Genomic DNA, 21,915 nt, shown 5'->3' with positions numbered 1-21,915 from the left:
ACAAGAACTCTACTGGTAAGTACCATGTTCACCTTTACTACATTCAAAATGATGGTTCTCGTGTGGGTGCTGGTACAACGACTACAGAAGTGGAGTTCCGAAATGCCAAGACCAAGACGCTAGCTTCTATCAAGAATGTCAATTCTGGTGCTGGAACTTATACAGTAACGGTGGATCAAGCGCCTCAAGGTCGTCAGATTAAGAACATCCGTGTCGCTGCGTGGTCTCAAGCTCATCAGGAAAATCTCTTCTGGTATTCAACAGCACCTTCTGGTATGCACACAGAAGTGCAGGTTTCTACAGCCAATCACCAGTACCAATCAGGCAACTATACGACTCACGTCTATGTGGACTATGTCGATGGTGGCGTTGAAGGCTTTAACCTCGGTCAAACAGCCCTTCATCCTCGTGCGACAGTAGATCAAACTGCTTTTAGTCCTCGTGTAACGAATGGGCAACGGGACCGTGTCTTACGGGCAGCAGCTAGTTTAGTTGGTGTTCGTGGCGGAACTGCAGCTCACCATCAATTGGTCAATGATTACAACAGTGTCAAACCACTTCCTGTAGGTTATGCAGTGAAGACGACCGATGATTGGTGTGATATCTTTGTCACAACGGTCTTCCAGCGGGAAGGTTTGAGCGGTTTGATTGGCCGTGAATGTGGAGTCGAACGTCACATCCAGATCTTCAAACGCTTGGGCATCTGGAATGAAGATGGTACCACTACACCAAAAGCAGGGGACATCATCACCTTTAACTGGGATCAAAATAGCCAACAAAATAATGGCTTTGCGGATCACATAGGAATTGTCGAGAGCGTCTCAAATGGGATCATTCATACCATTGAAGGAAACTCCAACAACCAAGTCCGTCGCAATACCTACCGAATCGGACATGGCAATATCCGTGGATTTGCAACCCCTCGCTATCAATAAAAAAAGAAGCCGCAGGCTTCTTTTCTTATTTTTTCAACCCTTCTTCGAAACTCTTGGAAGGGGCCTCGACTTGGATGGTTTCAAGGGTTAATGGATTGGTGAAGGTCAAGCGGTGAGCATGGAGCATGAGTCGCTCTCCGCGTGCAGGGTTATAGAGAGGGTCCCCGACAATCGGGTGCCCATGATGGGAGAGATGCACCCGGATCTGATGGGTACGCCCCGTCTTAAGCTGGCATTTAACCAGGCTGTTGCGCCCGATTTTTTTCAGTTGCGTCACCTGGGTTTCTGCATACTGTCCCTTGCGTGGATCGACCAGGCGCTTGCGCCGATCGTGGCGATCGCGTCCGATTTTATCCTTGTAGACGATGGTTTTTTGTGCTAAGCTACCTTGGATCAAGGCCCAGTACTCGCGTTGGATGTTTTTATCTTCCAAAATGCGGTTGAGAATGGGCAGGATAAAAGGGTTTTTAGCAAATAAAATCGCTCCGCTGGTTTCCTTATCTAGGCGGTGCACGACGTAGCAGGTGGATCCAACATAGCTGGAAACATGGTTGAGAAGAGCAATTTCTGTCGGCTCATTGGCATGGGTTTTCATACCTTCAAGCTTATTGACGATGATGACATGCTCATCCTGATAGAGCTCTTCGACCAGACTCGGGTCTCCGGCTGGGAGCTCTTTTTCAGGGTAATCGTCCGCGTCAAAGATCAGCTGGATCTGGTCTCCTTTTTGAACGGGGCTCTGCCAGTTGATGGTCTCGCCATTGACCAAGACGTGCTTCTTGGTTCGTAAAAAATGCCGGATCTTACGGGGAATGAGGAAGTAGTCCTCAAGCAACTCTTTCACAGTCATCTGGGGAAAGGATTGTGGAATGGTAAATTGATAGTTCATGACCCTATTGTAGCAAAATCTAAGCTTAAAGAAAACTAAATGGGAGAAGGGGATGAGCTATCTTTTCTTGCTAGGACAAGGATAAGGTGTTACAATAACAGGTATGAATAGAATAAAAGAATTATTTGAAAACCTGATCACTTTTTTTAGAAAGGATCATCCGCCCAAAGCGGTGGCAGAAGAAGTGCCAGACACGGAACTACCGGAAGAGACAGTAGAGCCGACCTATAGTCGCTCAGGCAAGCACAGAAGCAAGCCTCTCTCTCAGCATCCCTTCCGTCGTTTTTGGCGCCGATTCCATTTAACCAAGATTCTCCTGATCATTGGGCTAGGCTTTAGCCTCTTGACAGGGGGCTATCTCTTCTATCTCGCAAAGACGACCAACGTCAAGGATTTGCAGAATGCACTGAAGGCGACTACCATTATCTATGATAAGAATGGGGACCAGGCGGGAAGTTTGACCGGGCAAAAAGGAACCTATGTCGAACTCGATGCCATTAGTGAGAATCTGCAAAATGCCGTGGTCGCAACAGAAGACCGGAGCTTTTACAAGAATAGCGGGATCAACTATGGTCGCTTCTTCTTAGCGATTTTGACCCTGGGTCGCTCAGGTGGTGGGTCGACCATCACCCAGCAGCTAGCCAAGAATGCTTACCTGTCTCAGGACCAGACGGTGGAGCGCAAGGCCAAGGAATTCTTCCTGGCGCTTGAAATCAATAAGAAATACAGTAAAAAAGAGATCCTCACCATGTACCTCAACAATGCCTATTTTGGAAATGGGGTTTGGGGTATTGAGGATGCTTCCAAGAAGTATTTTGGGGTTTCAGCCAGTCAATTAAGCCTGGATCAGTCTGCGGTTCTCGCAGGTATGCTCAAGGGACCTGAGATCTATAACCCGCTCTACTCAGTAGAAAATGCGACCAATCGCCGCAATACGGTCCTCCAAAATATGGTGGCGGCTGGCTATATTGACCAGAAAACGGCTGATCAGTCGGCGGCTGTGGATATCCATGGCCAGCTGGTCGATGCCTATGAAGGCAAGTCAGAGGATTACCGCTACCCATCCTATTTTGATGCGGTCATCAATGAAGCGGTCAATGAATACGGCCTGACCGAAGAAGACATTGTCAAAAATGGCTACCGGATCTACACCGAGCTGGATCAGAATTACCAAGCAAGCATGCAGGTGATCTATGACAATACGGCCCTCTTCCCAGTAGCGGAAGACGGCACGCGCGCAGAATCTGGTAGTGTCGCCCTCGATCCTAAAACCGGAGGGGTTCGGGCCCTCGTAGGGCGTGTCGGAAGCGATCAAAATCCAGGTTTCCGTACCTACAACTACGCTACCCAGGCTGCCCGTAGTCCAGGATCAACCATCAAACCTTTGGTTGTCTATAGCCCAGCTGTTGCTGAGGGTTGGTCGACCAATAAGGAATTGGACAATAGTACCACCCAATATGGAAGCTATGAGGTTAATAACTATGCGGGAATCCAGTCTAGCCCAACGGTACCGATGTACCAGGCCTTGGCAGAGTCCCTTAACCTTCCAGCCGTAGCGACCGCTAATGATTTGGGTCTCGATACGGTCTTTGAATACGGGAAAAAATTCGGACTCAACATGGACAAGGTGGACAAGTCGCTTGCCGTTGCCTTGGGAGCTGGTGTGACAACTAATCCGATGCAGATGGCTCAGGCCTATGGAACCTTTGCTAACGGCGGGGTCATGAATGATGCTCACCTCATTACCAAGATCGAAAATGCAAGTGGCCAAGTGGTCAAGAGCCACAGCCAGAAATCAACTCGAGTGCTTAGTGGGTCAACGACAGATAAGATGACCAATATGATGCTTGGTACCTTCAGTAATGGTACAGGGGTTAACGCTGCGCCTTATGGCTATACCATGGCAGGGAAAACCGGTACGACAGAGACCAGCTTTAACAAGGACCTCTCTGGAGACCAGTGGGTGATTGGCTACACGCCAGATGTGGTCATCAGTCAATGGCTTGGTTTCCCAACGACCGATGAAAATCACTACCTGACGGACAGTAGTGCTGGAACGGCGTCCGAGATCTTCCGCAATGTTGCCAACAGTGTTCTGCCTTATACAGACGGTACCCAGTTTGACTCAGTGAAGAACTCTTATGCTGAAAACGGTATTGCGCCAGTCGGGGAAGAAAATACAGAAACAGACAGCAAAGAAGACAAAGGTTTCTTTGAGGATGTCAAAGAAAAGGCGTCGAATATGGTTGATAATGCGAAAAAAGCAATCGACGAGGCCGATATTCCAGGAAAAGCGAAAAACGCTTGGGATACCTTCAAAGGCTGGCTTGGTTTCTAATCAAAAAAACGATTCAGAAGGATTTCTGAATCGTTTTTTATTTAAAGTTCACTATCTGATAAGCTAAAGGTATCGCCGTGTTGGAGATCTCCGTACTGGTAGCCCCGTTTGAACCAGCGCATGCGTTGCTCGGAAGTTCCGTGGGTAAAGCTATCTGGTACCGAGTAGCCGTAGGCTTGCTCCTGGAGTGTGTCGTCGCCGACGGCATAGGCTGCATTCATGGCTTCTTCGATATCGCCGATATCCAGAAGATTTCGGTCTTGAATGGAGCGGGCCCAGACACCGGCTAGATAATCGGCTTGTAGCTCAATGCGGACGCTGATGGCATTTCGTTCCTTTTCAGAAAGACCTTGTTGCATCCGATGGTATTTGCCAAGGATTCCCAGCTCGTTTTGTACGTGGTGGCCGACTTCGTGAGCGATCACGTAGGCCATGGCGAAGTCACCGCTAGCCTTGTATTTGGTTGTTAATTCCTTGTAGAAGCTCATATCCAAATAAATCTTTTTGTCGGTTGGACAGTAGAAAGGACCAGCCGATGCTTGCCCAACCCCACAGCCTGTCTGTGTCCGTCCGGTATAGAAGACTAGTTTGGGCTCATGGTAAGTACGTCCTTCAGCTTGAAAGACCTTGTGCCAATGATCTTCTGTTGTGGCAAGGACCTTGCTGACGAATTCAGCATCTGCATCATCGACATGGGTCTTGTTGGTGCGCGTGACTTGGGTGGATTGGTAAGGTTGAGAAGAAGTCCCATTTCCAAAGAGACCCCCAAGGCTAGCTCCTCCTCCTAGAAAGACTATGAGGAGGATAATGATGATCTTACTCTTGAAGCTTCCAGGCGATAGTAAGATCTGTAAAATCCCCCCGCCAAGGTTACTGTTTCCTGAAGATTGGGAGTAGCTTTGCCCTCGACGGTCTTCGATATTTCTACTTTCTTTTAGGTTATCACTTTTCATATTCGTCTCCTTTTGTTTTATTTTACCAAAAATGAGGAAAAAACCTGAGTGATAACGCTTTAGATTTGCTTTTTTCTTGACAGGAGATTTTCTGTCCTTGTCAAAACGTGGAAAACTTGCTATAATGGGGTGAACGGAGGCGTTATGGCATTAAAAAAAGCAAGTCTAGCGTGTACGGTTTGTGGGTCACGCAATTACTCCATTAAGTTGAGTGGGACGCCAAAACCAACACGTCTAGAAGTCAATAAATTCTGCAAGCATTGCAGCAAGTATACCATCCATAAAGAAACACGATAGGAGAGAGTTGTGAAATTCATTAAAGATATTTTCGTCTTACTAAAAGATACAACTTGGCCAAATCGCAAGGAAAGATGGAAAAACTTTATCTCAGTGATTGAGTACACCGCTTTCTTTGTGGCATTGATTTATTTGTTCGACAAAGTCATTGCACGTGGCCTATTGCACATGATCAATTTCTTTTAAGAAAAGAAGCCAGGTGGGACCTTCTGGGTCCCATTTTTTATTGCCTTTTCTTAAAAATAAATCAGCAAACCTCTTTGCATTCCTGCAAAATGTGGTATAATGAAGCTAGGAAAAGGAAAGCCAAGAGGCTTTTTTTAGTATGTTCACAAAAGCTCGAGCAGGCTAAACAGAAAGAAAGGATGCCCAAATGGACAGTTTTGATAAAGGCTGGTTTGTACTACAAACCTACTCAGGATATGAAAACAAGGTAAAAGAGAATCTTTTGCAACGTGCACAAACTTACAATATGTTAGAAAACATCTTGCGCGTAGAGATTCCAACTCAAACCGTACAAGTTGAGAAAAACGGTAAAACAAAAGAAATCGAAGAAAACCGCTTCCCAGGTTATGTCTTGGTAGAAATGGTCATGACAGATGAAGCTTGGTTTGTCGTTCGGAATACACCGAACGTTACTGGTTTCGTTGGATCACACGGGAACCGTTCAAAACCAACTCCATTGTTGGAAGAAGAGATCCGCAGCATCTTGCTCTCTATGGGTCAAACCGTTCAAGAGTTTGATTTGGATGTCAAGGTGGGCGACACAGTTCGCATCATCGACGGTGCCTTCACAGACTATACTGGTAAGATCACTGAAATTGATAACAACAAGGTGAAAATGGTCATTTCTATGTTCGGTAACGATACAGTTGCAGAAGTGAATTTGAACCAAATTGCTGAAATGTAAGAAAAAGAGAACCCTCCAAGAAAAACTTGGAGGGTTCTTTGTATGGATCGTTATTGATTTTTATCCAGGCCAGTGATCTTTTTTAACTGCTTGGTTTCTGCAGTAGACGTAACATTGAAGATCTTATTTCCTTGTGTAGAGAAGCTAGATTCATCTCCGTTGCTATCTTTATAGACATAGCTGGTCCCATTTTCTGAACGCATAATGGCATAGGGTTTTCCGAGACGTTCGAGGGCCGTTTTTGGTGTATCGGATTTGGAAATGCTGCCAGTAGACTGGTGGTTGGCATCGCCCCCTCTTAGTCGGAAGGTGATATCTGTTAACACATTATTGCGGAAGAAAGCCATGATATCGCCATTGTCTGTTGCCCAAACATTGACCCCATCGCCAGGATTCGCACTGTCTGTACTACTTACGGGTTGACCAAAGGCTGCTACTACGTCATCGTAACTGTTTCTTTCTTTTGGCCCACCAACCTCTTGTCCATCTTCGGTTCTTAATACAAAACCGGTGGTAGGGTGGAGGTTCTTGAGCTTTTCGATCTCAGGAATGGATGCAGCTCCTGGCACATATTGGAGAGATGCGCCATCATCTGGATCCAAGCTGAAGCGACCTGAAAAATCATCTGAGCTACTGCTGTCTGAAGAAGTGGTCGACGATTTACTAGATGATGTTTTGGTAGAAGATTGTTTGATCGGTTTTCTAGAGCTAGAAGCGGTTTTTGCTGATTGCGCAGAATTGGCAGGTGAGCAAGCGGCTAGTGTCACTAGTGAAAGAAGACCGATCGTAAAGAAACGAATGTTTTTCATAAATACCCTTTCTAATGTGCTTCGCCGATCAGGCGAGGTTTTATTATATCAATAATCAAGGAATGGAGCAAATGGCAACAAAAAAACCCCCTATTGCTAGGGGAATTTTTAAAAGATAAAAGATGATAAAAAATTTTATTATCAAGGCGGTAGACGGATTTGAACCGACGATCAAGCTTTTGCAGAGCCGTGCCTTACCACTTGGCTATACCGCCATAACATATAATATTGTAACCTAAAAATAAAGATAGGTCAAGAAAAACTTTTTACGTCAAACAACTTTAGAAAACCATTTCATCGTAGGGATTGAAAAAATCTCTCAAATAGCTTGCGAATTCTAGTGATTTCTGCTATACTTATAGAGTTGTCTAAGACAGCAAATACTCATCTCGGATCCATTGTGGCACCGTTGCCCTTGTGGTCGTGCTGCAAGTTGACGTCTGAGAGAGGAGAAAAAAACAAAAAAGGAGAAACTACTCATGGCAGTAATTTCAATGAAACAACTTCTTGAGGCTGGTGTACACTTCGGTCACCAAACTCGTCGCTGGAACCCTAAGATGGCTAAGTACATCTTCACAGAACGTAACGGAATCCACGTTATCGACTTGCAACAAACTGTAAAATATGCAGACCAAGCATACGACTTCATGCGTGATGCAGCTGCAAACGATGCAGTTATCTTGTTCGTAGGTACTAAGAAACAAGCTGCTGATGCTGTTGCAGAAGAAGCTGTTCGTGCAGGTCAATACTTCATCAACCACCGTTGGTTGGGTGGAACTCTTACTAACTGGGGAACAATCCAAAAACGTATCGCTCGTTTGAAAGAAATCAAACGCATGGAAGAAGATGGAACTTTTGAAGTTCTTCCTAAGAAAGAAGTTGCATTGTTGAACAAACAACGCGCTCGTCTTGAAAAATTCTTGGGCGGTATCGAAGACATGCCTCGTATCCCAGACGTAATGTACGTTGTGGATCCACATAAAGAACAAATCGCTGTTAAAGAAGCTAAGAAATTGGGTATCCCAGTTGTAGCGATGGTCGACACAAACACTGACCCAGATGATATCGATGTTATCATCCCAGCGAACGATGACGCTATCCGCGCTGTTAAATTGATCACTGCGAAAATGGCTGACGCTGTTATCGAAGGACGTCAAGGTGAAGACAGTGTTGCTACAGTAGAAGCTGAATTGGCAGCTACTGAAGGTCAAGCTGATTCAATCGAAGAAATCGTTGAAGTTGTAGAAGGCGACAACGCTTAATTTCATTCAATAAGTAACGAACCTAAGAGGGCAGGGCTCAGCCCGACCCTCTTATTTTATTAAAAATATAGGAGAACAAAAATGGCAGAAATTACAGCTAAGCTTGTAAAAGAATTGCGTGAAAAATCTGGTGCTGGTGTCATGGACGCTAAAAAAGCATTGGTTGAAGTTGAAGGTGATATCGAAAAAGCGATCGAATTGCTTCGCGAAAAAGGTATGGCTAAAGCAGCTAAGAAAGCTGACCGTGTTGCCGCTGAAGGTTTGACTGGTGTTTATGTCAATGGTAACGTTGCAGCAGTAGTTGAAGTAAATGCTGAAACTGACTTCGTTGCGAAAAACGCTCAATTCGTTGAATTGGTAAACGCAACAGCGAAAGTGATCGCTGAAGGTAAACCAGCTAACAACGAAGAAGCTCTTGCTTTGACAATGCCTTCAGGTGAAACTCTTGAAGCTGCATACGTATCTGCAACAGCTACAATCGGTGAAAAAATTTCATTCCGTCGTTTTGCTTTGCTTGAAAAAACAGATGCACAACACTTCGGTGCTTACCAACACAACGGTGGACGTATCGGTGTTATCTCTGTGATCGAAGGTGGAGACGAAGCACTTGCTAAACAAATCTCAATGCACATCGCTGCGATGAAACCAACTGTTCTTTCATACAAAGAATTGGATGAACAATTCGTGAAAGATGAATTGGCACAATTGAACCACGTCATCGACCAAGATAACGAAAGCCGTGCAATGGTTGGTAAACCAGCTCTTCCACACTTGAAATTCGGTTCAAAAGCACAATTGACTGACGAAGTGGTTGCTCAAGCTGAAGAAGATATCAAAGCTGAATTGGCAGCTGAAGGTAAACCAGAAAAAATCTGGGATAAAATCATCCCAGGTAAAATGGATCGCTTCTTCTTGGACAACACAAAAGTTGACCAAGCCTACACTCTTCTTGCACAAGTCTACATCATGGATGACAGCAAGACAGTTGAAGCTTACCTTGAATCAGTAAATGCTTCCGTTATCGAATTCGTTCGTTTTGAAGTTGGTGAAGGTATTGAAAAAGCTTCAAATGACTTTGAAGCAGAAGTTGCAGCTACAATGGCAGCAGCTCTTAACAACTAAGAATTAAAAATAAGAGGTTTCGAAGGAAACCTCTTTTTTGCAAGATAAATTCATCTAAATAACTTTCCTTAGGTGAGTACGGACGTCAGCGAACTTCAAAGAAGTTCCATGACTTAGTTTTGGACCTAAGGTTCCAAAACTCCCGAGTGCTAGAAACATGATTGTTTCTAGCACTTTTCTCACAGCGGAAAGTTTTAGTAGATGACTGAGTAATTCTAATAAATAAATTTTTTTGTTTTATAGAATTTATTAGATTTTAAAAAAAACAGTTTGTCTATACTCTTAGAGGAACGGAAGCATCTTTTTTGTATGCAAAAACTGAAGCCGTTTCTTCAGTCTTTTGCTTAATGTGCGAAGGTATCGATTCCTAGAAGCAGGGACAGGGTTCCCATGATGAGGCCGGCTAGTATCACTCCGAGCATGACTGCGAGGCTACTGCGTTTGAAGTCCCAGTCAAGGATAGAAGCTGCAAGGGCACCGGTCCAGGCACCAGTTCCCGGAAGAGGAATTCCCACAAAGAGCAATAAGGCCCAGAAGATTCCCTTGTCTCCTGCAGCTTTTTCTAATTTCTGTCCGCCTCTATGGCCCTTGTTCAAACACCAGGTGAAGAAGGAGCCGATGACTGGTTTATCTGCGCCCCAAGCGAGAATATGACGGGCAAAGAAGAAGATTATAGGAATCGGAAGCATATTGCCAATAACCCCAATGGTGAGGGCCTGCCAGAGGGGAATTCCTCTTGAAATAGCGAAGGGAACAGCGCCACGAAGTTCCACGAGAGGAACCATAGAGATCAAAAATGTAAGAATGTATTTCATTAGAAAAGCCTTTCGATTAGTCTTCTTCATTCTATCGTATCTTCTATCAATTGACAACTATTCCAACTTTTTTTAAATTTATCTTTTTTTGAATCTTTTATCTTGACTTTCTTAATTAGAAGGATTATAATAAAGACATAATTAATTAGAATCATTATAAAAAGGAGAACAACATGACAATGATGAAACATGAAGCAGCTACTGATGTAGCAACTTTTGCACCTTCTAATAAAGAAAGTCTTCCAGAGACAAAAGCGCTCTTGAACCAAGTCGTAGCAGATCTCTACGTAGCTCACATTGCCCTCCACCAAGTACACTGGTATATGCGTGGACGTGGCTTTATGGTTTGGCATCCAAAAATGGACGAATACATGGACAGCTTGGATGCAACCTTGGATGAAGTGAGCGAACGCTTGATCACTCTTGGTGGGGCTCCTTATTCTAGCATGACTGAATTTTTGGAACACAGCAATATTGAAGAACGCCGTGGAGCATTTACAAAAAATGTAGAAGAAAGCTTGACACGTGTTCTTGAAATCTTTCATTACCTTGATGGCCTTTACCAAAAAGCATTGGATGTCACTGATGCTGAAGGTGACGATGTAACTAATGATATCTTTGTTGGGGCTAAAGCAGAACTTGAAAAGAACATTTGGATGGTGGCTGCTGAACTTGGTCAAGAACCAGGATTATAAGATCATAAAAAAATAGAAGCCGTTGGCTTCTATTTTTTTGGTTTGTAGGAGATTTCCACTAATTAAAGGAATTCTTAATCTAACTATAGTTGGAGCGAAATCGAGGCCTATCGCTCCTCTTTTTTTGGTATAGTTAATATGTGATTTTCTGTAAGCGTTCGCAGGTATAAGAAAGCGCTTACAAATTTAATTGTTAATCCTAAGAGGAGGTTTTTATGGGAAAGTCTTTTTTTGAAAAGCGTCCTGTTTTTAGTATTCGTAAGCTCTCAGTTGGAGCTTGTTCTGTTGTGATTGGGATTTCTGCCTTGGGTCTTTCAAGGGTCCATGCGGAAGAAAAGCCAGCCCTCGAAAGTGAACCGACTTCGATTGAGACACCAAGTGTTGTGACGGAAAATTCAGAAGCGGAAGTTCCTGAAGCTGGTGCAAGAGTTTCAGAAGCTCCAGCTGTCATCACCCCTACCAGAGCTGAGGAAAAGCCAGCCCCTCAAGGAGAGGGCCAGCCTGTTTCTACTTCATCTGAGCGTGCTACAGGAACGGAAGAAACTGCTGCTCCAGATCAAAATCGTGTAGCGGAGGATATTGTGCAAGATCGAGAACGTGATTTTAATAAAGATTGGTATTTTAAATTAAATGCAGCTCCTGGTGCAGAAGGGCGTCAAGTGGATGTCAAGGATTGGAAAAAATTAGATCTTCCTCATGACTGGTCTATTTTCTTTGATTTCGATCACAACTCTCCTGCTCAAAATGAGGGGGGTCAATTAAACGGAGGGGATGCTTGGTATCGTAAGACCTTCCGTTTGGACGACAAAGATCTAGATAAGAAGGTCCGCTTGGAATTTGGCGGGGTTTATATGGATTCCAAAGTCTATGTAAACGGACAATTCGTCGGTCATTATCCAAATGGCTACAATGCCTTTTCTTATGATATTACTCCTTATTTAAATGCGGATGGAAGCGAGAATACCATCGCCGTTCATGTGGTCAATCAACAACCAAGTAGCCGTTGGTATTCTGGTAGTGGGATTTACCGGGATGTTAAGCTGAGTGTAACGGACAAGGTTCATTTAGCGCAGTATGGGACAACGATTACGACCCCTCAGTTGGAAAAACAGCAAAATGGGGCAGTGGATACAGTTGTGAAGAGCCGCATTGTCAACCAGGATGATCAAGCCCATAGTATTTATGCGGAATATGAAATTGTTGATCAAAATGGCCAAGTGGTGAGCGAAAAAACGCGCAGTGAAGCACAAGCTGTTCTAGCAGGTCAAGCGATCAACCTTTCTCAAACCTTGCATGTTGAAAAACCAACCCTCTGGGATGTGAAAACGGATCATCCAGCTCTCTATACCTTGTATACGCGTGTTTATCGGGATTCGCAGTTGGTCGATGTGCAAAAGGAACGCTTTGGTTATCGCTATCTCAACTGGACGCCAGAAGGTGGCTTCTTCCTCAATGGGGTGGCGACGAAATTCCACGGGGTATCCCTTCACCATGACCACGGGGCTCTTGGAGCTGAGGAAAATTACAAGGCTGAATACCGTCGTCTCAAACAGATGAAGGACATGGGAGTCAATGCCATCCGGACGACCCACAACCCAGCCAGTGAACAAACCTTAAAAATTGCTGCTGAGTTGGGCTTGATGGTCCAAGAAGAAGCCTTTGATACCTGGTATGGTGGCAAGAAACAATACGATTACGGTCGTTTCTTTGAAAAGGATGCCACTCACCCAGAAGCTCGTAAGGGGGATACTTGGTCCGATTACGATCTACGGACCATGGTAGAGCGGGGCAAGAACAATCCAGCCATTGTCATGTGGTCGATCGGTAATGAAGTCGGTGAAGCAGATGGTTCAGACAAATCTGTCGCAACTGTTCGTCGGTTAGTCAAGACCATCAAGGACGTGGATGCAACCCGCTATGTCACCATGGGAGCTGATAAATTCCGCTTTGGTGATGGTTCAGGAGGCCATGAAAAGGTAGCCGCAGAGCTTGATGCGGTTGGTTTCAACTATTCAGAGGCCAACTATGAAAGCTTACGGGCGAAACATCCAAACTGGCTCATTTATGGCTCAGAAACCTCTTCTGCAACGCGGACACGGGGCTCTTACTATCACCCTGAAAGAGAGTGGGTCGGTAGCAACCAAGAAGACCGCCATTATGAACAATCAGACTACGGCAATGACCGGGTTGGTTGGGGTCGGACAGCGACCGCCTCTTGGACCTTTGACCGTGATCATGCCGGCTATGCAGGACAATTTATCTGGACCGGTACGGACTATATCGGCGAGCCAACACCATGGCATAACCAAAATGACACACCTGTGAAAAGTTCTTATTTCGGTATTGTCGATACGGCTGGCCTTCCGAAGAATGATTTTTACCTTTACCAAAGTCAATGGGTATCGGCTGAGAAACATCCAATGGTCCATCTCTTGCCACATTGGAACTGGGACAATCCAGAATTAGCCAATCGTGTCATGGATGAAGAAGGACGGATTCCTGTTCGGACCTTCTCCAATGCTCACAGTGTGGAATTGATTGTCAATGGGAAATCACAAGGAGTCAAGACCTTTACCAAGAAGACCACAGCTGATGGCCGGACCTACCAAGAAGGGGCAAAACCAGATGAACTCTATCTAGAGTGGTTGGTACCTTATGTACCAGGTAAAGTGGAAGCTATTGCGCGCAACGAAGCGGGTGAAGTGATTGCGAAAGATCAAGTCGAAACAGCCGGCAAGCCTGCGGGTGTCCGTTTGTTGAAAGAAGAACACGCGATTGCAGCGGACGGCAAAGATTTGACCTATATTACCTACGAAATCGTCGATGAAGAAGGTCGTGTCGTACCAACTGCCAATAATTTGGTGCATTTCCATTTGCATGGACAAGGCCAAATTGTCGGTGTCGATAATGGAGAACAAGCCAGCCGTGAACGCTACAAAGCGCAGGAAGATGGCACATGGCAACGCAAAGCCTTCAATGGCAAAGGGGTTGTGATTGTCAAATCAACTGAGCAGGCGGGTGCCTTTACTCTGTATGCAGACTCAGATCGCTTGCAATCAGACCAAGTCAGCCTCTTTACAGGTAAGAAGGACCAAGCAGAACGAACTGTATTAGGTGTGGAACCTATTCGACAAAGTGCTTATCTAGGAGAAGAGCCAGCCTTACCAAGTAAGGTCAATGTGGTCTATAGTGATGGCAAGGCCCAAGAAGAAGCCGTTGAATGGGATGCAGCAGACTATAGCCGTGCTGGCCAAGTCCGTGTGACAGGTCATGTTCAAGGACGCACGGTCGAAGCTCTGGTCGATGTGATCGGCGTGGAACAAGTCCTTCCAGTCATCAAACAAATCCCACAGGGAGCAGATCTAGCAACAGTGGATAAGGCTGTGCAATTAGTCTTCACTGATGGGACCACTGCCCACTATGAGGTCGATCAATGGACCTTGGAAGCTGGTCAAGAAGATCAATTGTCTACACCAGGAGCACGCTTGAAAGCGACAGGACTCCTAGGCAATGGGGAAACGGTCCAAGCGACACTAGTGGTTGCAGGAGGAGATGTAGCCAAGGCTAAGAAACCAACGGTTCAGCTAGATGGGGTAGCCCTTCCAAAATTTGGTAGTGGCAACCATACTATTTTCCGTTCCCTCGATTATGGTCAAGAGCCAGGTCAAGTCACAGCAAGTGCAGAAAATGCTCAAGTGACGGTCCTCCAAGCTAATCGTGAAAATGGTTTGAAGGCTCAAATCTTTGTGACTGCTCAGGATACGGGAGCTGTACAGACCTATGTGGTCCAATTCCAAGAAGAAAGTCCACAGATCGAGCGTTTGGAATTGCGTCTGCCAGAAGGACAGGAACTCAAGGAAGACCAAACGGTACCACTTGAAGTCATTGCCCATTACCAAGATGGTAGCCAGGCAAGTCTCAAAGCAGATCAAATCGATGTGAAAACAAGAGCTGGTAGCCAAGGAAAAGCCGTCGCAACCAATAAAGGTTTGGAATTGCGAGAAGCAGGATTGGTTCATTTAGAAGCTAACTTCCAAGGACAAACAGGAGAAGTCAGCTTTACCATCACGCCAAATCCAGAAGAAAAGACGGTTGTGAAGGTGCGTCCTGTACGGATCAGTACGGATCGAAATGTTTTGCCAGCTCTTCCAGAGACCGTCTTGGTCGAGTATGACAAGGGATTCCCGAAAGAAAAACGCGTGACCTGGGATGCTGTAACCGCAGATCAAGTCAAGGATTACCATAGCTTTACAGTCACAGGTCATGTAGAGGGTGTGGAAAAAGAAGCCCAAGCTCAAGTGACGGTTGAAGGCATTATCGCTGTAGAAGAAGTCAGCACTACCACTCCAGTCGGAGAAAAACCAGCTCTTCCAGAAAGCGTGCGGACCTATCACTCTAATGGTAAGACCTATGCTGCCAAGGTGGCCTGGGATGCGGTCGATCCGCAACTCTTGGCCAAAGAAGGAGAAGTTGTCCTAGCCGGTCGTGTAGAAGGAACGGATCTTCCAACACGTCTTCATATTCGTGTTTCCGCAAACACAGTCAAGGGTGCCAATGTAGCAGAGCAATGGACAGGATCTGTCTTGCCACTCGCTTTTGCAAGTGATTCTAACGATGCAGATCCAGTTGCTAAGGTTAATGACAAGGTCATCTCCTTTACCGATGCTCCAGCTAACCGTTGGACCAACTGGGGCCGTAACAATGCGGAAGATTCTGTCGGTATCTTGTTTGGGGATTCTGGTATCTTGACCAAGCGAGCAGTGGACAACCTCCATGTTGGTTTCCACGAAGACCACGGCGTTGGGGCTCCAAGTGAGTATGTGATTGAGTACTATACAGGGGAACAAATCCCAACAGTTCCAAGCAATCCAAATCGTGTCAAAGACGAAACAGACCATCCATTTAACAATCCAGCTAACTGGAAAGAAGTCAGCAACCTAACCGTTGAAGAACCGGTAGCAGCTGGTAAGATGAATCATTTCAGTTTTGATAAAGTCGACACCTATGCTGTTCGTATCCGTATGAAGACGCCAGAAGGCAAGCGTGGAAGCTCTATTTCAGAGATTCAGATCTTTGCCAATAAGGTTGCGGCAGAAGAGAAGAGCCAGTTGACCATTCGTGTCAATGGCGATGTCTTGCCAGGTGTCAACCCAAGTGTGACCGATTACTACATCGATGCGCGTGATCGGGCTTATCCACAAGTGGAAGCGACAGCCAGCCATCACGGCCTTACAACGGTTGTGCCAAGCGTCCATGAAGGTGAGCCAATCCGTGTCATCCATAAAGCGGAAGATGGTACTATCTTACAAGAATACCGCCTCCATCTCACAAGTGATGCAGAAAAACTGAAACAAGCTACCCCAGTAGCAGTAGAAGCAGGCAGCCGTTTTGTGAAAGTCGGTCAAGATCTGGTTCTACCATCTACAGTAGGTGTCTACTTCAAAGGGGACACAGGTTACGAACGCAAGGAACTTACGGTGGACTGGAAGCCTCTACCAGCTGATGCACTTTCTCATGAAGGCGGCTTCACGTTAGAAGGAAAGGTCCTCGGTTATGATCTGACAGCTCAGCTGACCGTCCGGGTGTCCGAAAAGACAGGAGAAAACCTCTCTGTGAATCGTGACTACAATGCAGAAGATACCAGGGCATTTGCTAGTGAAACCAATGATCTCGATCCAAATCAAATCGACTATATCGATTACATCAACGATGGTGGCTACAACGAATACTACCGTTGGACCAACTGGAAGAGAGAGCCGGATCAAACAGAAGTGTTTGCTGGTCTCATCTTCAAGAAAAATGGTCAAGTAACAGAGCGCTTGGTCAATAAAGTAGCGGTCGACTTCTTTGCAGATCAGGAAACAGGTCTGCCAACGAAAACGGTTCTTGAACGCTACATTGGTCCAGACTTTGATGTTCCGGATGATTATGGCAATCTGAAGAATCTTCCAGATCATCCATTTAACCAGGCCTCTAACTGGGAAGAAATCCCGTATAGCTTGGATTATGCCTTTGAACCGGGCTATATCTCTAACCTCAGCTTCAACGAAACCAGAACCAAAGCCATCCGTTTAAGAATGGTCCGTGATGAAAATCTAAAAGGAATTGGAATCATTGAATTGAGCGCCTACGCCCCAACAGAAGAGGCCCAGGCAACAACTGATGTTACGATCCAAGTGAATGGCAAAGACCTAGAAGGTTTTAAACCAGATGTGACAGATTATCATCTAGAGTATGAGGGAGACCGTCCAATCGTTTCAGCACAAGGCAAGAATGGGACAGCCGTTACAGTCGTGGATGCTAAAAGTGGCAATGCTCCGATTCTTGTCAAGGTTGTCTCAGAAGATGGCAAGCTCGAAAAAGTATATCAACTTTCTCTCTCCGCAAAAGCACCTACAGGCTCAGCCATTCCTGAAGAAGGGGTTAAGAATCTGGTTCATACCAAACCAGAGTTGGTGATTGAGCCAGAAGAGATGGACTTTGAACGCTTAGAACGTCCAAATGCGGATCTTCCAAAAGGTGAGAAACGTGTGGTTCAAGAAGGTCAAAAAGGCCGCAAATTGCGCTTGGTGGAAGTTTCTCAAGAAAATGGTGTGGAAAGCCGGAAGGAACTAGATGCCTTTGTAGAACTAGATCCAGTGGCAGAGATCACAGAGGTGGGCACGAAAGAGGTACTTCCAGACACTCCACAACCAGAGCCACAGCCACAGCCGCAACCGCAGCCAGAACCACAACCGCTTCCGAACCCAGAGCGCCCTCATGGCTCAGAAGGACCAGTAGCTATCGCAACTCCTCAAGCATCTCTTGAGGTCAAAGCAGTGCGTCAGGAAGGGACAGATGCAGCAGGGAAGGAAGTCGAGAAAACAGCTCAAACACCAGCAGTTTCAACTGCTCCAGTTTCCGAAGGTAGATTACCAAATACAGGAACGGAAGAAAGCGTCGCAAGCCTTGTGGCAGGTCTCTTAGCAGCAGGTCTTGCCGGTGCTGTGCTGGATGATCAGAAAAAAAGAGCCGATAAGGCCAAGTAAAAAGCTGGATAAGCCAGCAACTATACGGTGAAAAGTTCACAGGTAACAGAAAGAGGATGGGGAAAGTCTCCACCCTCTTTACCTGATGACATAAAGGAATGGAATATGGGAAAAAGATTATTTGATAAGAGAAATCGATTTGGCATTCGTAAACTCTCAGTAGGCGTCTGCTCGGTAGTCGTAGCGACTTGTTTTTTGGGAGTGACTACCAGTTACGCAGAGGAACAAGCTGAGAATAGTGAACCACGTGAAGAACGGGTTGAAACGAGCAATGCAGGAGATCAAGGAAAGGAGGAGAAAACTGTGAACGAGCACCAAGAAGAATCAGAACAGCCCTCAGCAGCTACTAGTGAGAAAGAAAATCGCACAGTCAGTCAAGGGACAGAAGCAAGCCAACCAGCCACTTCTCTAAACGAGGAGACTGAGATTGCGGATTACGGACCACTTCCAAGCAAGGCTCAGATGCAATACCACCGCGAAGAACTAGCAGCTTTCATCCACTTTGGGATGAATACCTACTACGATCGTGAGTGGGGAGATGGGCAAGAAGATCCTTATTATTTCTATCCAGAGCATCTGGATACCGATCAGTGGATCAAAACCCTGAAAGACGCGGGCTTCAAACGAACCATCATGGTCGTCAAGCACCACGATGGCTTCCTCTTGTACCCATCCAAATACACCGACCATACAATTGCTAAAAGCGGTTGGAAGGAAGGGAAAGGCGATATCCTAGCCGAGGTTTCTGCTTCTGCCAGCAAGTATGACATGGATATGGGGGTCTACCTCTCGCCTTGGGATGCTCACAGCCCGCTCTACCATGTGGATACAGAGGACCAATACAACGAATACTATCTCAACCAGCTCAAAGAAATCCTTGAAGATCCAAAATATGGTAACAAGGGCAAGTTCGTAGAAGTCTGGATGGATGGAGCGCGGGGCGATGGGGCTCAAAAAGTCACCTATACCTTCGACAAGTGGTTTGATGCCATTCGTAAGGCCCAAGGGGACATTGCCATCTTCTCGGCTGAGCCCACCAATGTTCGTTGGATCGGAAATGAGAAGGGGATCGCTGGAGATCCAGTTTGGCATAAGGTCAATCCGGATAAGATCCGCAACAATCCATCCAACAGCTACCTCAATCACGGGGATCCGGAAGGGAAGCAATACTCAGTGGGAGAAGCCGATGTTTCTATTCGCTCCGGCTGGTTCTACCATGACAATCAAGAGCCTAAGTCCTTGCGCGAATTGATGGACATTTACTTCAAATCGGTCGGCCGTGGCACTCCGCTTCTGCTTAATATTCCACCCAATCAAGACGGAAAATTTGCGGAGGCCGATGTGGCCCGTTTGAAAGAATTCCGCCAGACCTTGGACCAACTCTACAGTGTGAACTATGCGGCAGGAGCTTTGGTAGAAGCTGACTCGACACGGCGCAATCCTCTCTACAAGGCCAGCCATTTGACAGATGGCGATGAAAAGACCAGTTGGGCACCTGCAGATGATGCCAAAACCGGCTCTTTTGTCCTTGATCTTGGAAAAGAGCAACACTTTGATGTGGTAGAGCTCAAAGAAACCATCGAGAAAGGCCAACGGATTTCTGGTTTCACCATTGATGTGGCAGTGAATGGGCAATGGGTTCCTTATGGGGCTGGCTCAACCGTAGGGTATCGCCGTTTGATCAAAGGGCAACCAGTTGATAGTCGCTATATCCGGGTGTCCATCACCGATGCCCAAGCCACTCCAATCTTGAACGGAGTCTCTGTCTATAAGACACCAGCCAGCATTGAAGAAACCGATGGCTATCCGCTTGGTTTGACTTATCATTCCGACCGGACAGCTGAGCGGGCCAATGGCCAATGGAATGAAGAGGGAGAAGGCGTCCGAGGCACTTCTATGTGGACCAAGGAAAAGGGAGCTTCGGTGACTTATCAGTTTGAAGGCACCAAGGCCTACGTCGTCGCAACCGTCGACCCTGGTCATGGGGAAATGGATGTCTATGTCGATGGACAAAAGCTAGCGACCGTCAATACCCAAAGCTCAAGCCGCAAACGGAGCCAAAAGGTCTATGAAACACCGGACTTGGCAGCAGGATCCCATACCTTGACCTTGGTCAATAACAAGGGAGATGCAATCGCAACGGAAGGGATTTATGCCCTCAATAACCAAGAAAAGGGTCTCTTTGAGTTTGCTCATCCAACCCTAGCTGTTAAGAAAGGCGACCCAGCGCAAGTCGTCGTCAAGAGAAAAGGTGGCTCTAAAGGGAGTGCCAGTCTCAAATTGATCACAGAACCGGGAACAGGGGTTCATGGTAAGGTCTATAAAGATACCAACGTCACCCTTGAGTTCGCAGATGGAGAGACGGAAAAAACAGTCCAAGTTCCAACCCTTGATTTTGCAGGAAAAGCGACCGACGTCTATGACTTTAAGGTCAAATTGCTCCATCCGGATCAAGGAAGTCTGGTCGGCTTTATTCCAGAACTGACAGTCCAAGTGATGAATGAAGACCAGTTGCCAGAAAATCGCAAAGAAGTGGATGACCAAGATCCGAAACTGCATTACAGTGAGGGTTGGCACCATGAGACGGACAACAAAGACTTTTCAAATGGCACAGAATCTTGGTCGAGCTTTAACCAAGTGACTGATGAGGAAGGCAAGAAACACATTGACGTGACCATTACCTTTAAGGGAACAGGCGTGGAGGTCCGAGGAGTGGTTGATCCAAGTCATGGTCTCTACAGCGTCACTTTGGATGGAAAAGAAATGGCCTTCGAAGAAGGTCGGGGCCATGATTATGAGATCGACGGCGACCATTATTTCAGTGGCTATGGAGACCAACGCAAGCTCGACCAGAGTTTGGTCAATCTGCAAGGCCTAGCAAAAGGCTACCACCAGCTACGCTTGCACCTGGATCCAGCCCTCAATGATCCTCAGTCATCTAGAGCTATCCAAGTAGACCGATTTATCCTATCAGGGAAAGATAGCCAGTTGCTCAGTCAAGAGGAGCTGCAACAGATCATCAGAGAAGGAGTAGAAAAGATCAAGACTACTTCTCTCGATCGCTTGAAAGCAGATCTCAAACCAACTGTTCAAGGACAATTGACGGACTTGACTCAGTTGTTGGATCAAGAGCGGCCAGATTTGGTTGCTGCAGCTAATCAAGTGGAAGCCCTTGAAACCATCTTAGAAGATGCTCACAATTATGAACCCCTGACGAAGACACGCCCAGATCAAGGTGTTCGGGATTTGATTCTTGAAAAGCCAGAACTTCTCATCGAAGCAGAGGAGATTCCGTTTGAGAGTCAAACGCGTGAGAACAAGGACTTGGCCAAGGGCGAAAGCCGAATCCTTCAAGCAGGGAAGGTCGGACGCCGCTTGAAATTGATCGAGGTTCGACAAGAAGAAGGCAAAGAAATTCGGACAGAAGTCGATGCCTTTGTCGAAGTGGAGGCCCAGGACCAGATCACAGAAGTCGGAACGAAGGAAGCGGAAGAAAGTCCGTTGATAGCTGATATGCCGACTCCAACCACTCCTGTCACTCCAAGTAAGGTGCAGCCAGAAGTTGCGACTCTTTCTCAAGCAGAAGAGAAAAAAGAAAAAGAAAGACCAGTCCACTTCCAACCGAAAACCCCAGAAGCAGTTTCTGTTTTGACTTCAGACCATCCGGAAAAAGAAGTGGTTGAAAGTCCTTCTCTACAATCGGAAGGAAAACTACCTCAAACCGGTACAAAAGAAGGTGGTTTCTTTGCTTGGTTAGGCCTTCTTGGTCTAGGTTTCTTGGGCGGAGGCGCCAAATTCGCTCGTCGCAAAGAGTAGTTCATTCTTCGCATAAGAGGCTGGGACAAAAGTCCTAGCCTCTCAA

The 21,915-nt window shown here is 46.2% G+C and carries 14 protein-coding genes and 1 tRNA gene; 10 read left to right on the top strand and 5 right to left on the bottom strand.

Going from position 1 to position 21,915, the window contains the following annotated elements; genetic code table 11:
* Window positions 1-935: GBS Bsp-like repeat-containing protein (locus tag HMPREF2893_RS08785; RefSeq protein ID WP_148131933.1), on the top strand; the 935-nt coding region annotated here is incomplete at its 5' end.
* A gap of 25 nt (window positions 936-960) precedes the next feature.
* Here HMPREF2893_RS08785 and HMPREF2893_RS08780 read toward each other — a convergent pair.
* The gene (locus tag HMPREF2893_RS08780) at window positions 961-1,824 is read right to left on the bottom strand and encodes an RluA family pseudouridine synthase (RefSeq protein ID WP_049472713.1); all 864 of its coding nucleotides are present in this window, start codon (window positions 1,822-1,824) and stop codon (window positions 961-963) included.
* A gap of 103 nt (window positions 1,825-1,927) precedes the next feature.
* Here HMPREF2893_RS08780 and pbp2a point away from each other — a divergent pair, with 103 nt between their 5' ends.
* The gene (gene pbp2a / locus HMPREF2893_RS08775) at window positions 1,928-4,162 is read left to right on the top strand and encodes a penicillin-binding protein PBP2A (RefSeq protein ID WP_070675824.1); all 2,235 of its coding nucleotides are present in this window, start codon (window positions 1,928-1,930) and stop codon (window positions 4,160-4,162) included.
* Window positions 4,163-4,203: 41 nt separating this feature from the next.
* Here pbp2a and HMPREF2893_RS08770 read toward each other — a convergent pair whose 3' ends face one another.
* Window positions 4,204-5,115 carry a KPN_02809 family neutral zinc metallopeptidase gene (locus HMPREF2893_RS08770; RefSeq protein ID WP_070675822.1) on the bottom strand — a complete coding sequence of 304 codons (912 nt, stop codon included), beginning with the start codon at window positions 5,113-5,115 and terminating at the stop codon, window positions 4,204-4,206.
* A 144-nt stretch (window positions 5,116-5,259) separates the two neighbouring features.
* Between HMPREF2893_RS08770 and rpmG the strand changes: the two genes are divergently transcribed.
* The 3 genes from rpmG to nusG all read left to right on the top strand — a co-directional run bounded on the left by rpmG (window position 5,260) and on the right by nusG (window position 6,322).
* Window positions 5,260-5,412: a 50S ribosomal protein L33 gene (gene rpmG / locus HMPREF2893_RS10700; RefSeq protein ID WP_003009043.1), complete on the top strand. Its 153-nt coding sequence runs from the start codon at window positions 5,260-5,262 to the stop codon at window positions 5,410-5,412.
* Between the two features lie 9 nt (window positions 5,413-5,421).
* Entirely contained in the window at window positions 5,422-5,598 is a 177-nt protein-coding gene (gene secE / locus HMPREF2893_RS08765) for a preprotein translocase subunit SecE (RefSeq protein WP_003002261.1), read from the top strand.
* A 187-nt stretch (window positions 5,599-5,785) separates the two neighbouring features.
* Complete coding sequence (gene nusG / locus HMPREF2893_RS08760; protein ID WP_070675820.1) at window positions 5,786-6,322, top strand: transcription termination/antitermination protein NusG; 537 nt, start codon at window positions 5,786-5,788, stop codon at window positions 6,320-6,322.
* Between the two features lie 50 nt (window positions 6,323-6,372).
* On the opposite strand, the gene HMPREF2893_RS08755 is transcribed toward nusG, so the two are convergent.
* Both HMPREF2893_RS08755 and HMPREF2893_RS08750 read right to left on the bottom strand, forming a co-directional pair.
* Window positions 6,373-7,131 (bottom strand): hypothetical protein, encoded by a 759-nt coding sequence (locus HMPREF2893_RS08755; protein ID WP_070675818.1) that lies wholly within the window; start codon window positions 7,129-7,131, stop codon window positions 6,373-6,375.
* Window positions 7,132-7,275: 144 nt separating this feature from the next.
* Window positions 7,276-7,346 (bottom strand) — tRNA-Cys (locus HMPREF2893_RS08750).
* Window positions 7,347-7,610: 264 nt separating this feature from the next.
* Here HMPREF2893_RS08750 and rpsB point away from each other — a divergent pair.
* Both rpsB and tsf read left to right on the top strand, forming a co-directional pair.
* Window positions 7,611-8,393 (top strand): 30S ribosomal protein S2, encoded by a 783-nt coding sequence (gene rpsB, locus HMPREF2893_RS08745; protein ID WP_003002189.1) that lies wholly within the window; start codon window positions 7,611-7,613, stop codon window positions 8,391-8,393.
* Between the two features lie 81 nt (window positions 8,394-8,474).
* Window positions 8,475-9,515: a translation elongation factor Ts gene (gene tsf, locus HMPREF2893_RS08740; RefSeq protein ID WP_003001949.1), complete on the top strand. Its 1,041-nt coding sequence runs from the start codon at window positions 8,475-8,477 to the stop codon at window positions 9,513-9,515.
* 344 nt (window positions 9,516-9,859) lie between these two features.
* Here tsf and HMPREF2893_RS08735 read toward each other — a convergent pair whose 3' ends face one another.
* Window positions 9,860-10,330 (bottom strand): COG2426 family protein, encoded by a 471-nt coding sequence (locus tag HMPREF2893_RS08735; protein ID WP_070675888.1) that lies wholly within the window; start codon window positions 10,328-10,330, stop codon window positions 9,860-9,862.
* A 173-nt stretch (window positions 10,331-10,503) separates the two neighbouring features.
* On the opposite strand from HMPREF2893_RS08735, the gene HMPREF2893_RS08730 reads away from it, so the two are divergent.
* The 3 genes from HMPREF2893_RS08730 (at window position 10,504) to HMPREF2893_RS08720 (ending at window position 21,869) form a co-directional block, all read left to right on the top strand.
* Complete coding sequence (locus tag HMPREF2893_RS08730) at window positions 10,504-11,025, top strand: Dps family protein (protein ID WP_070661549.1); 522 nt, start codon at window positions 10,504-10,506, stop codon at window positions 11,023-11,025.
* Between the two features lie 215 nt (window positions 11,026-11,240).
* Complete coding sequence (locus HMPREF2893_RS08725) at window positions 11,241-18,053, top strand: Ig-like domain-containing protein (RefSeq protein ID WP_070675816.1); 6,813 nt, start codon at window positions 11,241-11,243, stop codon at window positions 18,051-18,053.
* A gap of 105 nt (window positions 18,054-18,158) precedes the next feature.
* Complete coding sequence (locus tag HMPREF2893_RS08720) at window positions 18,159-21,869, top strand: alpha-L-fucosidase (RefSeq protein ID WP_070675814.1); 3,711 nt, start codon at window positions 18,159-18,161, stop codon at window positions 21,867-21,869.
* Window positions 21,870-21,915: the final 46 nt, after the last annotated feature.

The sequence above is a fragment of the Streptococcus sp. HMSC072C09 genome (genome assembly GCF_001813105.1).
Taxonomy (GTDB): domain Bacteria; phylum Bacillota; class Bacilli; order Lactobacillales; family Streptococcaceae; genus Streptococcus.
This window is presented reverse-complemented; position numbering and strand designations above follow the sequence as displayed.

Bases quoted from the DNA above. Each gene is read 5' to 3' on its own strand.
- HMPREF2893_RS08720 (WP_070675814.1), top strand. From the start codon at position 18,159: ATGGGAAAAAGATTATTTGATAAGAGAAATCGATTTGGCATTCGTAAA.
- HMPREF2893_RS08735 (WP_070675888.1), bottom strand. From the start codon at position 10,330: ATGAAATACATTCTTACATTTTTGATCTCTATGGTTCCTCTCGTGGAA.
- rpmG (WP_003009043.1), top strand. From the start codon at position 5,260: ATGGCATTAAAAAAAGCAAGTCTAGCGTGTACGGTTTGTGGGTCACGC.
- tsf (WP_003001949.1), top strand. From the start codon at position 8,475: ATGGCAGAAATTACAGCTAAGCTTGTAAAAGAATTGCGTGAAAAATCT.
- HMPREF2893_RS08725 (WP_070675816.1), top strand. From the start codon at position 11,241: ATGGGAAAGTCTTTTTTTGAAAAGCGTCCTGTTTTTAGTATTCGTAAG.
- rpsB (WP_003002189.1), top strand. From the start codon at position 7,611: ATGGCAGTAATTTCAATGAAACAACTTCTTGAGGCTGGTGTACACTTC.
- HMPREF2893_RS08755 (WP_070675818.1), bottom strand. From the start codon at position 7,131: ATGAAAAACATTCGTTTCTTTACGATCGGTCTTCTTTCACTAGTGACA.
- HMPREF2893_RS08780 (WP_049472713.1), bottom strand. From the start codon at position 1,824: ATGAACTATCAATTTACCATTCCACAATCCTTTCCCCAGATGACTGTG.
- HMPREF2893_RS08730 (WP_070661549.1), top strand. From the start codon at position 10,504: ATGACAATGATGAAACATGAAGCAGCTACTGATGTAGCAACTTTTGCA.
- pbp2a (WP_070675824.1), top strand. From the start codon at position 1,928: ATGAATAGAATAAAAGAATTATTTGAAAACCTGATCACTTTTTTTAGA.
- nusG (WP_070675820.1), top strand. From the start codon at position 5,786: ATGGACAGTTTTGATAAAGGCTGGTTTGTACTACAAACCTACTCAGGA.
- HMPREF2893_RS08770 (WP_070675822.1), bottom strand. From the start codon at position 5,115: ATGAAAAGTGATAACCTAAAAGAAAGTAGAAATATCGAAGACCGTCGA.